The organism is Marinobacter xestospongiae, assembly GCF_023156385.1.
In the GTDB taxonomy this organism is placed as follows: Bacteria; Pseudomonadota; Gammaproteobacteria; order Pseudomonadales; family Oleiphilaceae; genus Marinobacter; species Marinobacter xestospongiae.
In genome coordinates, this window is the sequence record NZ_JAKZAK010000022.1 from 91293 (window position 1) to 103478 (window position 12186).

Sequence of the window (12186 nt, forward strand, 5' to 3'; positions counted from 1 at the left end):
GGCCTGCGGCGACTTCGGGTGCGCCGTGGGTTGGCACCGGTGGTGATCATGGCCGGCCGGATTTGCCGCCGGCAATGAATCCAATCCCTCGCTGACGTATCATGCTGCTCTATAACAGGCCCGTTCAGGGCCGTCGATCATACGATGACAGAGGAGCACCCCATGATCTGGACCGTCTACCTATCCGGCGAAATCCACACTGACTGGCGCCAGCAGATCCAGGCGGGCGTCGAGGCCGCGGGCCTGCCGGTGGAGTTCACCGCCCCGGTCACCGACCACGACGCCAGTGACGCCGCCGGCGATGTGCTGGGCAAGCCGGAGGTGGGTTTCTGGCGGGACCATCAGTCCTCCAAGGTCAACGGTATTCGCACCAAGACCCTGCTGGAGCAGTGTGACCTGGCGGTGATCCGCTTTGGCGACAAGTACAAGCAGTGGAACGCGGCGTTTGATGCCGGTTTCTGCGCCGCCATGGGTACCCCCTACATCACCCTGCACGACGACAGCATTGTGCACCCGCTCAAGGAAGTCGACGCTGCCGCCATGGCCTGGGCCCAGACCCCGGAGCAGGTGGTTGAGGTGCTCAAGTACGTCACTACGGCCCAGTAACCCGGGCGGGAGAAACACCATGATCAAGCGACTGATGATGACCCTGGCGCTGGCCGTTGGCCTCGCCGGCTGTGCGCCGGAAGTGGGCAGCGATGCCTGGTGCGCGGACATGGATGAGAAGCCCAAGGGCGACTGGACCATGAACGAAGCCGGTGACTACGCCAAGCACTGTGTGCTGCCCTGAGCGGCGGGAAGATCGCCATGAGTGAACGCTGTTTCAGCACCGACGACCAGCAGTTGCTGACCGACATCCTGCGTCATCGCCGTGATGTCCGCGGCAACAACTTCCGCCCGGAGCCGGTTCCGGAGCCGGTGCTGGAGCAGATCCTGCAGGCGGCGACGCTGGCGCCCTCGGTCGGGTTTTCCCAACCCTGGGAGTTTGTGCAGGTGGCTGACCCGGCACTGCGGGCGCAGGTGGCGGAAAGTTTCGATGCCGCCAACCGGCAGGCCCGTGAACGCTTCAGTGGCGAGCGCGGTGAGCTCTACGCCCGCCTCAAGCTTGAGGGCATTCACGAGGCGCCGGTCAACCTGGCGGTGTTCTACCGCGCCAGCGAGGGGCCGGTGCTGGGCCAGACCGCCATGGCGGAGGCCGGAGAATACAGTGTGGTGTGCGCGGTGCAGAACATGTGGCTGATGGCCCGGGCGCTGAACGTCGGCATGGGCTGGGTCAGCATCCTCGACCCCCGCCGGGTGGCGGAGATCCTGCAGGCGCCCGCCGACCGCAAACTGGTGGCCTACCTGTGCCTGGGCTATGTCCATCGCTTTGACGACCGCCCGGAACTGGAGCGGCTGGAATGGGAGCAGCGTCGCGCCCTGGCCACCGTGCTCCACACCGACGGTTACCGGTGACCCCCATGCTGCCACTGTCCAACGCCGTCAGCCTCGCCGATGATGAAATCGAGATCCACCAGATCCGTGCCCAGGGCGCTGGCGGCCAGAACGTCAACAAGGTCGCCTCGGCGGTGCATCTGCGGTTTGATATCCAGGCCTCACGGCTACCGCCCTACTACAAGGAGTGCCTGCTGGCGCTGCGGGACAGCCGAATCACCAAGGACGGGGTGATTGTGATCAAGGCCCAGAACCACCGTACCTTTGAGGCCAACCGGGACGATGCCCTGGCGCGGTTGCAGGCGCTGATCCGGGATGCGGTCAAACCCCGCAAGGCCCGTCGCCCCACCAAACCCTCCCGCGCTGCCCGCAAGCGACGGGTGGACAGCAAGACCCAGCGCGGCCGCACCAAGGCCCTGCGGGGCAAGGTGATGTAGCCCGCCGGCGGCGAACGGCTGCGCGTTAGTCAACCGGGCTGTGGCCGACTACCGGCGTGGTCGCGGTGATCAGCGGGGTGGCGGGTCTGAGCGATACCGGATGCTCACCCACCGCATGCCAGTAGCGTTGCGGAATCACGTCCAGGCTCTGGTAGGTTTCCGGCAGCGCCAGTCGCACCACCCGCCGGCTGGTGAGCTCGCCGTCTTCCAGGGCACGGCGGATCGCCGGATGGCTCAGGAAGTTGGCCATGAAGGCGCCGCTGTTGTAGGCGTTGACCAGCCCGGTCAGCAGCAGGTCGTGCAGATCTGGCCGGTTGACCGAGACATAGAAGAAATAGTCGTAGGGAAACACCACCATCATGCCTGGCAGGACTGCCAGTTGCTGGTGCTCCGGCCGCGCCAGTTCGGTGTAGATTTCCTGGACGCCGCGATGGAACAGGTCGAAACGCTCCATCGCCAGCATGCGCCAGAGGTTGTCGTAGCGGCTGGTGATCACTTCCAGGCCGTTGGCCTGCAGGACATCGTTGTCGGGCCAGCCAATGCCCGAGCCGATCCGGTAACGGCGCAGTTCCGCCAGTGAATCAATGCCTTTCAGCTCCGCCAGCCGTTCCGCCTTCACCACCATCAGCCGATAGCCCAGCAGGCCACGGGTGAGGGGAATGTTGACCTGAAGCAGGCGCCGTTCCCGTTCCGGACTGTAGCCACTGAAGAACACGTTGATGGGTTCCCAGGCCGAGTCGAGCATGGCGAATATGCGTTGCTGGGGCGTTTCCGGCAGGGGCACCACTTCCAGGGTGTGGTCTCCGGGGGCGTGGGCCAGCGCCAGTTTCAGCACTGACAGCTCGTAATCGAAGATTTCGGTGTCGCCGTGCAGCACGCCGACCCGGAAGGACTGGGCCGCGGCCGGGGCCATCAGCAGTAACCCCAGGATCAGCAACAACATTCTGGAGACCATGGCGTGCTCCACTCGCTTGTGCCTGTCTGCTTTATCAAAGCACATAATCCGGCTTCCTTCACACCGTGGTGCGGTTGCGGGTGAATTAAAGTGGCTATCGCCGCAGGACTCTGTTACCGTGCCCGCCATCCTGCCTCGAAGGATTGCGCAGTTACGGCCCCGGGCCGAGCGCGACCCCCATTCGAAACGACCTGTCAGAGGACGGCGCGCCCAACATCCGGTGCACAGCCGTAGTCGTCTTAGTTTCGCCGCTCCAACTGCGGCACTCCCGCCCGATGTCGGGAGTCATATCAAGAGTTTACAATTATGAGTTTTGCTTCCCTCGGTCTGTCCGAGTCGCTGGTCCGTGCTACCTCGGATCAGGGGTATGAAACCCCCTCCCCCATTCAGTCCCAGGCCATTCCCGCCGTACTGTCCGGCCAGGACGTCATGGCCGCTGCCCAGACCGGCACCGGCAAGACCGCCGGCTTCACCCTGCCGCTGCTGCAGCGTCTGGGTGAGCTGCCCCGGCGTTGCCAGGGCGTCCGCGCGCTGATCCTGACCCCAACCCGGGAGCTTGCAGCCCAGGTGGGCGACAGCGTCGCGCTGTACAGCAAGTACCAGGCTACCTCCTCGGCGGTGGTGTTCGGTGGCGTCAAGATCAATCCCCAGATCCGCACCCTGCGCAAGGGCGTGGACGTGCTGGTGGCTACCCCGGGCCGGCTGCTGGATCTGCACCAGCAGGGCGTGGTCAATTTCGATGCCCTCGACGTGCTGGTGCTCGATGAGGCCGACCGCATGCTGGACATGGGCTTTATCCGGGATATCCGCAAGGTGCTGACCCTGCTGCCGGCAAAGCGCCAGAACCTGCTGTTCTCCGCGACCTTCTCCGGTGACATCCGCAAGCTGGCCGAAGGCCTGCTGAATGAGCCGGTGCAGGTGGAAGTGGCCCCCCGCAACACCACCGCGGAGACCATTCAGCAGACGGTGTATCCGGTGGACAAGAGCCGCAAGTCGGCGTTGTTGAGCCGGCTGGTGAAGGATCACGACTGGCAGCAGGTGCTGGTGTTTACCCGCACCAAGCACGGTGCCAACCGTCTGACCCAGAAGCTGGAGCGCGACGGCATCGCCGCAGCGGCGATCCATGGCAACAAGTCCCAGGGTGCCCGTACTCGCGCGCTGAGCCACTTCAAGAGTGGTGAAATCCGGGTGCTGGTGGCCACCGACATCGCAGCCCGGGGGCTGGACATCAAACAGCTGCCGCAGGTTGTGAACTTTGAACTGCCTAATGTGCCGGAAGACTACGTCCACCGCATTGGCAGAACGGGCCGGGCTGGTGAGCAGGGGCAGGCGCTTTCGCTGGTGAGTGCGGATGAGGGCAAACTGCTGGCGGGGATCGAGAAGGTTATCAGCCAGTCGATCCCGCGGAAGACGATGGCGGGATTCGAGCCGGAGACACCGCTGTCCGTCACCCCAAAATCGGCCCCGGGTCGCGGTGGCCGGTCACGTCCGTCCGGTCGCAATGGCCAGGGACGTGGTGGTAACAGCCCGGGGCAGGGCCGTGGCCGCGCCCGCTCCCGTCAGGGAGACGGCGGGTCCAAACGCGGCTAGGCCCTGACCCAACCCCCGGGTTCCGGGCGCCTCTGGTGGTTTCCCTGCTGTAAAGCCACTCCGCCAGAGGCGCTGTCAGGTCTCAGAACTTGTAGCTGAGGCCGATCATGTACACCATCGGATCGATTTCCACGTCCACCTTGGCGGTGCCAACGCGCTGACCGTCGCTGATGGCGTGGATGTCGGCGGTGGTGTCGATGTCTGCCCACCACATGGCGGCGTTCACACCGAGTTGGTCGGTGATCTGCACGTCCACACCCAGCTCGGCGGCGATGCCGAAGCTGTCATCCAGTTCCAGCTCGGTGGCGTCAATCACCCCGCCGCCCAGGGCTGCGTCGACCGCGCCGGTCAGTGTCGGAGTGGTGTCTTCCTCAAAAAAGTTGGTGTAGTTCAGGCCAATGCCGACGTACGGGTTAATCTGCTGATTGGCTCCCAGCGGGTAGTACTGCGCGGTGATGGTCGGCGGCAGGTGCTTGGTGGAACCCAGCTTGCCGGCACCGGCGATGGAGCCGGCCGCACTGATGTCGTGCTTGAACGGCGTGGCACCCAGAATACCCACCCCGAAGTTGTCGTTGAGCATGTAGGTGGCGGTAATACCCAGCTGGGTATTGGAATCAACACCGACTTCCCAGTTGCCATCGCCAACACCAGCGCCGCCCAGAGTCACGGTATCGCTGGATTCCTGCGGGTCCACTACGACGGCGCCGGCGCGGATCAGGAAGTCTCCGGCTTCGTGGGCCTGGGCAACACCAGCCGCCAGCAGGCAGCCAGCAAGGATTCCGGTCTTGAGGGTATGGGACATGGCAAACTCCTTCGGGAAACAGGGAAGTAATGATCAGAAGCATCGATCAACAGTGATCTATGACCCCAAGGGTACGCCGTTGGCAAAAACGCAACTTGACCTGACGCAAGAATCGGTCTTGAGATCCGGCCGGCGCCGGCCGGAAGTTGATTGGGCTCAATAGAAGGCTGTGGTGGGTCGCAGGCAGGTGCGAACGGGCCAGCGGTGATCCGGCGTCAAGCAGGGGCTCCCTGGACGCTGATCCGTGGCATAATGCTTTGCTGCTGTATTTCGCATCCAAGGACGATACGTTTTTTAAGGAGGAATCCCATGTCGCTATATTTCCTGCAATCCCTGCGTTTACCTGTCGCCGGTGCTGCCGTCGCCGCTGCGCTGACGGTGTCGGGCTGTTCCGACGCGGTGGAGTCGATGACAGAGAAGTATGTGAAATCCCAGTTTGAAGAAGCCGGTATGCAGTTCGATGAAAACGGCGAGCTAAGTGGGTTTGACTACGGTGAAGGCCAGATGTCCTTCGCGCTGGAGGTGGACGAACTGCCGGAGGACTTCCCGGCAGATGTGCCGGTTTACCAGGGCATGGCACTGGAATCCATGTTCCGCAACACCCGCGAGCAGGGCGAACACTTCATGGTGGCCGGCTCGACACTGGATGACGTTAAAACCGTGGTGGACACCCTGGTGAAGGACGCCTCCGACGCGGGCTGGCAGTTAGACGAAGAAGAGCTGGACGGGGTGATGTGGATTGAAGGTGAGGACGGTACCGCCAGTGACGCAACGGCCTGGCTGCGCAAGCAGGACCGGGTGCTGAACTTCATGGTGTCACCGGAGGGTGAGGGCACCCAGATCATGGTGATGACCGGATACGACAAAGATCGTGGCTGAGCGCGCCTTGCGCTCAACGTTTTCGGAGGCTCGGCAGATCAGCGAATCACCCGGACGGGACCTTAGCTGTCAGCGGCCGGGTCGTCAGCAGACGTCGCCCCCGGCAGGCACACCTCGCGGATGGTCAGTGGCTGGCCATCCGCATCCCGCACACACACAGGGCTGATCGGCCGGCCACTGGCCCGGTCCCGCAGATCCAGCGGGGCCTGGTCCGGCGCCGGGTTCCACCTGTCCCCCCATTGCCGCAGGGCGATGACCACCGGAAACAGCTCCCGGCCCTTGTCGGTCAGCCGGTATTCGAAGCGGCAGCCATGCTCCCCCACATCGACCTTGGTCAGCACCTGGTTTTCCACCAGGCGCCCCAGCCGGTCGCAGAGAATGTTCTTGGCAATCCCCAACTCCTTCTGGAAATCGACATAGCGGCGGGTGCCGTACATTGCCTGCAGCACGATCAGCAGTGACCACCAGTCACCCACTTCGTTGAGGGCGCGGGCGACGGAGCAGTTGGAATCATCAAAACGTTTTCTGGCCATGGATCACAGTCTACCGAAAAGGGTTGCATCAAGAAACCAGATTAAATAGGGTTGCGTTATGAAACCAAATCAACCGGACTGCCAACGCAGCGGAGACCGATCATGACGATGAACCTTGGACCCCTGTTCGAGCCTTTCGAGACCACCAAACTGACCCTCGCCAACCGGGTGGCCATGGCGCCCATGACCCGCAACTTTTCACCGGGCAGCGTGCCGGGCGATGATGTGGTGGCCTACTACCGCAGGCGCGCCGAAGGCGGCGTGGGACTGTTGATCACCGAGGGCACCACGGTGAACCATCCGGGCGCCAACGGTTATCCCAACGTGCCGGCGTTCCACGGCACCGAGGCGCTGGCGGGCTGGAAAAAGGTGGTGGATGCCGTTCACGACGCCGGTGGCAAGATCTTCCCCCAGCTCTGGCATGTGGGTGCGGTACGCAAGGAAGGCACCGAACCGGATGCCAGTGTGCCGGGGTTCAGCCCGTCGGGGCTGTTTGCACCGGGCAAGCCCAATGGCCGGGCGATGAGCAAGGGCGACATCGACGAGGTGGTTCAGGCCTTCGCCGATGCGGCTCAGGACGCCAAGGCCATCGGGTTTGATGGCGTCGAGATTCACGGTGCCCACGGTTACCTGATTGACCAGTTCTTCTGGCAAGGCACCAACCAGCGGGACGACGAATACGGTGGCTCAATGGCCAACCGTCAGCGCTTCGCCATCGAGATCATCGAAGCGGTACGTGAGCGGGTGGGTCCCGACTTCCCGATCATGCTGCGGTTCTCGCAATGGAAGCAGCAGGACTATGAGGCCCGCCTGGTGGAGTCCCCAGAGCAGCTGGAGGCCTTCCTCAAACCACTGGCGGAGGCCGGGGTGGACATCTTCCACGCCTCCACCCGTCGTTTCTGGGAGCCGGAGTTTGAAGGTTCCGACCTCAACCTGGCGGGTTGGACCCAGAAACTGAGCGGCGTTCCCACCATGTCGGTGGGCAGCGTGGGGCTGACCGAAGACTTCATCAGCGGCACCTTTGCCAGCAAGCAGGAGTCGGTGGAGCAGTCCGGCATTGACGAGTTGGTGGAGCGGATGAACAACCACGAGTTCGAACTGATTGCGGTCGGCCGCGCGCTGCTGCAGGACCCGGAATGGCTGGTGAAAGTGAAGGAAGGCCGGCTCGACGAGGTTGAGGCCTTTGCCCGCAAGTCCCTGGCCAAGCTGTACTGACACCCGGATTGACGACCTCCGAAGACTGGACGTCCCCTGTTGCCCCGCCTTGGCGGGGCTTTTTTCGGCGCCCCGGGTTGGCCTGCCGGCGCAGTGCCGGCCAGTGTGTTGATCGAACCGCGCGAATGCCGGTTGACAGGGTTGGCCCGGGCGCGGCATTCTGCGGATTCGTTATTTGTTGATGTTCCAATTTTTTTCAGGGTTACCCATGTTCTCCTGTTGTGCTGCAGCACCGAAAGCGATTCGCCGACTGGCCGACAAGGCCGTCTGGCACCGTGCGCGCGTGGCTGTGGCTGGGGACGTTAACGACTGACGTAACACCGAATCCTCCAAAGGCCGCAGCGCAATCGCCCTGCGGCCTTTTTTGTTCGTGGGGTGGTGGCTTCCGGAGGCGTGACGACGGACGCTTTACCAAGGAAGAACCTCATGCACATACCTGCTGCGTATCTGACGGTGGTCCTGGTCTGGGCCACCACTCCCCTGGGCATCGCCCTGAGCGGTGCCACCCTGCACCCGATTCTGGCGGGGGCCCTGCGGATGGCAATTGCCGCCGTGCTGGGCCTGTTGCTGGTGGCGGCGCTGCGGATTCCCCTGCGCTGGCGGGGGCCGGCGCTGCGCAGCTACGGCTGGGCACTGTTGGGGGTCTATGCTGCCCTGAGCCTCAGTTATCTGGCCGCCCAGTCGGTGCCATCCGGGCTGATTTCGGTGCTGTATGGGCTGTCGCCGATGGTCTCAGCGGTACTGGCCCGCTGGCTGGTGGATGAGCCGGCAATGCCGGCCTACAAGTGGCTGGCCTGTGGCATTGCGCTGACCGGCCTGGTGGTGCTGTTCGGTCACGACCTGGCGGTTGGCAGTGCCCGGCTGTCGGGGCTGCTGATGCTGCTTGTGGCGGTGTTTCTGTTCAGCCTGAGTGCGGTGATGGTGAAGCGTACCGATGCCCGCTCCCACCCGCTGGCCCAGACTGTGGGCACGGTGGTGTTGAGCGTACCGCTGTTCGTCTTGACCTGGTGGTTGCTGGATGGCCAGGCGCCGACCCTCGACTGGGCCAGTCCCTCGCCCTGGGCGGTGCTGTACCTGGCGGTGTTCGGCTCGCTGCTGGGGTTTGTCAGCTATTTTCACGTGCTGCACCACCTGCCGGCGAGCACGGTGGCGCTGGTGACGCTGATTACGCCGGTGTTTGCTATGGCGTTGGGGCACTGGTTCAACGACGAGGTACTGTCAGCCACCGTGTTGCAGGGCAGTGGTCTGATCCTGGTGGGGTTGGCGGTATTCTTCTTTGGCGGCCGCTGGAAAGCTGTCGGCAAGGTTGCGGCATCGTAATCGCGTTGACGCCGGGCTGACGTATCATGGCATCAGCAACCCATAGCAGGAGGTCACCATGCCCTCGATCAAACCCGTTGCCCTGGCGACGCTGTTGCTGACTGTGACCATCGGCGGCTGTGCCACGGTCGGTCAGGATTTCGCCACTCACAATGTCGACCAGATCCGCCTGGGAGACACCACCCGTGACGAGGTCCAGCGACTGTTTGGCCAGCCCTGGCGTACCGGCCTCAAGGATGGTCAGCGTACCTGGACCTACGGCAAGTACCGCTGGTCGGCGTTCGATGATGCCCAGACCACCGACCTGGTGATCACCTTCGACGACGACGGTACCGTCGAGTCCTATACCTTCAACACCACCCAGTAAACCAACCCGGCCCTGCGTTCTGCGGGGCCGTTCCTTTCCTCCCGGCGTCCCGTTCAGCCGGCCAGTGTCCCGGCTGGTTGGTATCACCGATGTTTGATGGATGCGGCCAGGGCCTCAAGCTCGGCGGCGTCCAGCTGGTCCAACAGGGCGCCGCGGAACTGCCGGTTGATGAAGCGCTCGCTTTCCTGCTGGATCGCCAGCCGTTGCTCAGGTTTCTCGATGTAGTCCATGGCGCGAAACAGCAGGTACCGAATCGTCATGTGGGAGATTTCCAGCACGGTGGCCTGTGGTAGCCGGCTGGACACCAGGCGCAGGTTGAGGATGTCCTCCGCCATCTCCCGGGCGCTGGCATCAAGCTGGTTTTCCAGGGCCCGCCGCAGCAGCGGTGACGGGCCGTACAGTTCCCGCACCGCCACTGTGGTGGCGGCCCGGTTCTCCAGAAAGTAGCGATAGACGAAGCTGACGGTACTGGCCACCGCCTGGTCGGAAGTGTCCGCAACGTTGCGCAGCTCCCGTACCCCCGTTTTCAGCTCGTCGGCAATGTAGCCCAGCACCTGCAGACCCAGTTCGTCCAGGTTGCGAAAGTGCCGGTAGAAGGTGTTGGGGTTGAGCCCGGCTTCCCGGGCCAGCTCCCGCAAGCCCAGGGAAGTCAGGCTGCGACTTTCGGTCGCCAGCTTAAGGGCGGCCTGGATCAGTTTCAGTTTGCCTGCGCTCATCACGCTCATTGGGACGCCTTACCGTCATTCAGGGCCAATTGACCGCTGTTCGTGAACTTGAAGTATACAGTCGTCTACTTTCGGGTGTATACATTTGTCTACCGACGGACGGGCGCCCATCGCAGCCAGTCCAGCATGCCAATAACAATCGGGTTGCAACAGGAGTGGGAGCATGAACGACAACACACAGATCGCCATCATCGGTACCGGCTTTTCCGGGCTGGGCATGGCCATCCGGCTCAAGCAGGCCGGCTACAGCAACTTTGTCATTCTGGAACAGAGTGACGACGTGGGCGGCACCTGGCACGAGAACCACTACCCGGGCTGTGCCTGTGACGTGCAGTCGGCGCTGTATTCCTTCTCCTTCGAGCAGAACCCGAACTGGTCCCGGATGTTCGCACAGCAGCCGGAGATCCAGGCGTACCTGCGTCACTGTGCCGAGAAGTATGACTTGTTGCCCCACATCCGTCTGAACACCCATGTCGCCGGTGCCCGCTACCAGGAGGGCCGTCAGCAGTGGACCCTGGAAACCTGCGACAGTCCGGCACTGTGGCAGTACATGCAGGCCCGGGGCATCAAGCCGGGTGATGAGCTGGACCGCAGCGACGACCAGTTGCCGGCGTTCCAGACCCTGACGGCCCAGGTGGTGGTATCCGGCATGGGTGGTCTGAGCACGCCGGCCTACCCGGAGATTGCCGGCATCGAATCCTTTACCGGCAAGGCGTTTCACTCCCAGGACTGGGACCACGATTACGATTTCCGCGGTAAGCGGGTGGCGGTGATCGGTACCGGTGCCAGTGCCATCCAGTTCGTACCGGAAGTGGCCCGGGACGCGGCCCATCTGGATCTGTACCAGCGCACACCACCGTGGATCATGCCCAAGCCGGATCGGGCCATCTCGCCGCTGGAACGGGCGCTGTTCCGACGGGTACCGCAGACTCTCAATGCCCTGCGCAACAGCATCTACTGGTATCTGGAAGCCCGAGTGTTGGGCTTTGTCGGCAATCCCCGCATCCTCAAGCTGGGGGAGCTCCAGGCCCGTCGCCACATTCGCAGTCAGATCAAGGACAAGGCGCTGCGCAAGAAAGTGACCCCGGATTTCCACTTTGGCTGCAAGCGGGTGCTGATCTCCAACAACTATTACCCGGCGCTGGATCAGGACCATGTTGACGTGCTGACCGACGGTATCCGTGAGGTGCGGGGCAACGTCATCGTCGACAACCACGGTGTCGAACGGGAGGTGGACTGCATCATCTACGGTACCGGCTTCAAGGCCCAGGACCCGATCCCCCGCGGCATGATCTACGGCCGTGACGGCCAGGATCTGTTGGATGCCTGGCAGGACGGCGCCGAAGCCTACAAGGGCACCACCGTGGCCGGCTTCCCCAACCTGTTCCTGCTGATGGGGCCCAACACCGGTCTGGGCCACAGCTCCATGGTGTACATGATCGAATCCCAGGTGCAGTACGTCATCGCGGCCCTTGAACAGATGGCGCACCAGGGCTGGTCCAGCGTGGAAGTGAAGGCCGACAGCCAAAGCCGTTACAACGCCTCGATGCAGGCCAAGCTGGGGGATTCGGTGTGGCAGACCGGCTGCAAGAGCTGGTACGTCAACGACAATGGCAAGAACACCACGCTGTGGCCGGGCTTCACCTGGCAGTTCCGCCAGCAGACCCGGTCATTCGATGCGGCCCAGTACCGCTGCCAGCCGCTCACGGCAAACGCTCCCGAAGCGGCACCAGTACCAGCCTGATTTCAGGTCTTTGTTCCCTTGCATGTTGGAACATTGCGTTGCCGGGGCTTTGCCCCGGCTCAGACTGCTGACAAACCCTCGCCATGGCAGCGGGGGTTTGTTGTAATTGGGTCAGCGACTTTCCAGAGGCTGCCCCATGCTCAAAGAGCCCTCCCCACAACAACACGAACTCGAGATGGTCTGTC

At 63.2% G+C, this 12186-nt stretch carries 15 protein-coding genes; 10 read left to right on the forward strand and 5 right to left on the reverse strand.

Features of this window, described 5'->3' with window-relative positions; genetic code table 11:
• The first annotated feature begins 162 nt into the window (after positions 1–162).
• Genes MLD24_RS16030 through arfB form a run of 4 tightly spaced genes read left to right on the forward strand, consistent with a single transcriptional unit; the run spans position 163 to position 1871 of the window.
• A complete protein-coding gene (locus tag MLD24_RS16030) occupies positions 163–606 on the forward strand; it encodes a YtoQ family protein (protein ID WP_248167950.1) in 444 nt (147 codons plus the stop codon).
• A gap of 19 nt (positions 607–625) precedes the next feature.
• Complete coding sequence (locus MLD24_RS16035; protein WP_227173165.1) at positions 626–790, forward strand: DUF3012 domain-containing protein; 165 nt, start codon at positions 626–628, stop codon at positions 788–790.
• Between the two features lie 17 nt (positions 791–807).
• Positions 808–1455, forward strand: a complete 648-nt coding sequence (gene bluB / locus MLD24_RS16040) for a 5,6-dimethylbenzimidazole synthase (protein WP_248167952.1) — start codon at positions 808–810, stop codon at positions 1453–1455.
• Positions 1456–1460: 5 nt separating this feature from the next.
• On the forward strand, positions 1461–1871 hold the full coding sequence (arfB, locus tag MLD24_RS16045; protein ID WP_227173167.1) for an alternative ribosome rescue aminoacyl-tRNA hydrolase ArfB: 411 nt from the start codon (positions 1461–1463) through the stop codon (positions 1869–1871).
• A 25-nt stretch (positions 1872–1896) separates the two neighbouring features.
• Here arfB and MLD24_RS16050 read toward each other — a convergent pair whose 3' ends face one another.
• Complete coding sequence (locus MLD24_RS16050) at positions 1897–2826, reverse strand: hypothetical protein (protein ID WP_248167954.1); 930 nt, start codon at positions 2824–2826, stop codon at positions 1897–1899.
• A gap of 306 nt (positions 2827–3132) precedes the next feature.
• Here MLD24_RS16050 and MLD24_RS16055 point away from each other — a divergent pair, with 306 nt between their 5' ends.
• Positions 3133–4416 (forward strand): DEAD/DEAH box helicase, encoded by a 1284-nt coding sequence (locus MLD24_RS16055; protein ID WP_227173169.1) that lies wholly within the window; start codon positions 3133–3135, stop codon positions 4414–4416.
• Between the two features lie 82 nt (positions 4417–4498).
• Here MLD24_RS16055 and MLD24_RS16060 read toward each other — a convergent pair whose 3' ends face one another.
• Complete coding sequence (locus MLD24_RS16060; protein WP_248167956.1) at positions 4499–5218, reverse strand: OmpW/AlkL family protein; 720 nt, start codon at positions 5216–5218, stop codon at positions 4499–4501.
• Positions 5219–5527: 309 nt separating this feature from the next.
• Here MLD24_RS16060 and MLD24_RS16065 point away from each other — a divergent pair, with 309 nt between their 5' ends.
• On the forward strand, positions 5528–6097 hold the full coding sequence (locus MLD24_RS16065) for a hypothetical protein (RefSeq protein ID WP_248167958.1): 570 nt from the start codon (positions 5528–5530) through the stop codon (positions 6095–6097).
• 62 nt (positions 6098–6159) lie between these two features.
• Here the strand turns inward: MLD24_RS16065 and MLD24_RS16070 are convergent, their stop codons facing one another.
• Positions 6160–6630, reverse strand: coding sequence for a winged helix-turn-helix transcriptional regulator (locus tag MLD24_RS16070; RefSeq protein ID WP_248167960.1), 471 nt, complete (start codon positions 6628–6630; stop codon positions 6160–6162).
• A 102-nt stretch (positions 6631–6732) separates the two neighbouring features.
• Between MLD24_RS16070 and MLD24_RS16075 the strand changes: the two genes are divergently transcribed.
• From MLD24_RS16075 to bamE, 3 genes are all read left to right on the forward strand, one after another.
• Complete coding sequence (locus tag MLD24_RS16075) at positions 6733–7845, forward strand: NADH:flavin oxidoreductase (RefSeq protein WP_227173173.1); 1113 nt, start codon at positions 6733–6735, stop codon at positions 7843–7845.
• A 426-nt stretch (positions 7846–8271) separates the two neighbouring features.
• A complete protein-coding gene (locus tag MLD24_RS16080; RefSeq protein WP_248167962.1) occupies positions 8272–9165 on the forward strand; it encodes a DMT family transporter in 894 nt (297 codons plus the stop codon).
• 58 nt (positions 9166–9223) lie between these two features.
• Positions 9224–9532 carry an outer membrane protein assembly factor BamE domain-containing protein gene (bamE, locus tag MLD24_RS16085; protein ID WP_227173175.1) on the forward strand — a complete coding sequence of 103 codons (309 nt, stop codon included), beginning with the start codon at positions 9224–9226 and terminating at the stop codon, positions 9530–9532.
• 83 nt (positions 9533–9615) lie between these two features.
• Here the strand turns inward: bamE and MLD24_RS16090 are convergent, their stop codons facing one another.
• Positions 9616–10257: a TetR family transcriptional regulator gene (locus MLD24_RS16090; protein ID WP_248167964.1), complete on the reverse strand. Its 642-nt coding sequence runs from the start codon at positions 10255–10257 to the stop codon at positions 9616–9618.
• A gap of 163 nt (positions 10258–10420) precedes the next feature.
• Between MLD24_RS16090 and MLD24_RS16095 the strand changes: the two genes are divergently transcribed.
• Positions 10421–12001: a flavin-containing monooxygenase gene (locus MLD24_RS16095; protein WP_248167966.1), complete on the forward strand. Its 1581-nt coding sequence runs from the start codon at positions 10421–10423 to the stop codon at positions 11999–12001.
• Here MLD24_RS16095 and MLD24_RS16100 read toward each other — a convergent pair.
• Positions 11961–12186, reverse strand: a 226-nt coding sequence (locus MLD24_RS16100; RefSeq protein WP_248167968.1) for a hypothetical protein, incomplete at its 5' end; no start/stop codon positions are given. The genes MLD24_RS16095 and MLD24_RS16100 overlap by 41 nt on opposite strands.

Excerpts from the sequence above, each read along its gene's own strand:
- MLD24_RS16065 (WP_248167958.1), top strand. The coding sequence starts at position 5,528 with ATGTCGCTATATTTCCTGCAATCCCTGCGTTTACCTGTCGCCGGTGCT.
- MLD24_RS16055 (WP_227173169.1), top strand. The coding sequence starts at position 3,133 with ATGAGTTTTGCTTCCCTCGGTCTGTCCGAGTCGCTGGTCCGTGCTACC.
- MLD24_RS16075 (WP_227173173.1), top strand. The coding sequence starts at position 6,733 with ATGACGATGAACCTTGGACCCCTGTTCGAGCCTTTCGAGACCACCAAA.
- MLD24_RS16050 (WP_248167954.1), bottom strand. The coding sequence starts at position 2,826 with ATGGTCTCCAGAATGTTGTTGCTGATCCTGGGGTTACTGCTGATGGCC.
- MLD24_RS16030 (WP_248167950.1), top strand. The coding sequence starts at position 163 with ATGATCTGGACCGTCTACCTATCCGGCGAAATCCACACTGACTGGCGC.
- MLD24_RS16070 (WP_248167960.1), bottom strand. The coding sequence starts at position 6,630 with ATGGCCAGAAAACGTTTTGATGATTCCAACTGCTCCGTCGCCCGCGCC.
- MLD24_RS16080 (WP_248167962.1), top strand. The coding sequence starts at position 8,272 with ATGCACATACCTGCTGCGTATCTGACGGTGGTCCTGGTCTGGGCCACC.
- bamE (WP_227173175.1), top strand. The coding sequence starts at position 9,224 with ATGCCCTCGATCAAACCCGTTGCCCTGGCGACGCTGTTGCTGACTGTG.
- MLD24_RS16095 (WP_248167966.1), top strand. The coding sequence starts at position 10,421 with ATGAACGACAACACACAGATCGCCATCATCGGTACCGGCTTTTCCGGG.
- bluB (WP_248167952.1), top strand. The coding sequence starts at position 808 with ATGAGTGAACGCTGTTTCAGCACCGACGACCAGCAGTTGCTGACCGAC.
- MLD24_RS16035 (WP_227173165.1), top strand. The coding sequence starts at position 626 with ATGATCAAGCGACTGATGATGACCCTGGCGCTGGCCGTTGGCCTCGCC.
- MLD24_RS16060 (WP_248167956.1), bottom strand. The coding sequence starts at position 5,218 with ATGTCCCATACCCTCAAGACCGGAATCCTTGCTGGCTGCCTGCTGGCG.
- MLD24_RS16090 (WP_248167964.1), bottom strand. The coding sequence starts at position 10,257 with ATGAGCGTGATGAGCGCAGGCAAACTGAAACTGATCCAGGCCGCCCTT.
- arfB (WP_227173167.1), top strand. The coding sequence starts at position 1,461 with ATGCTGCCACTGTCCAACGCCGTCAGCCTCGCCGATGATGAAATCGAG.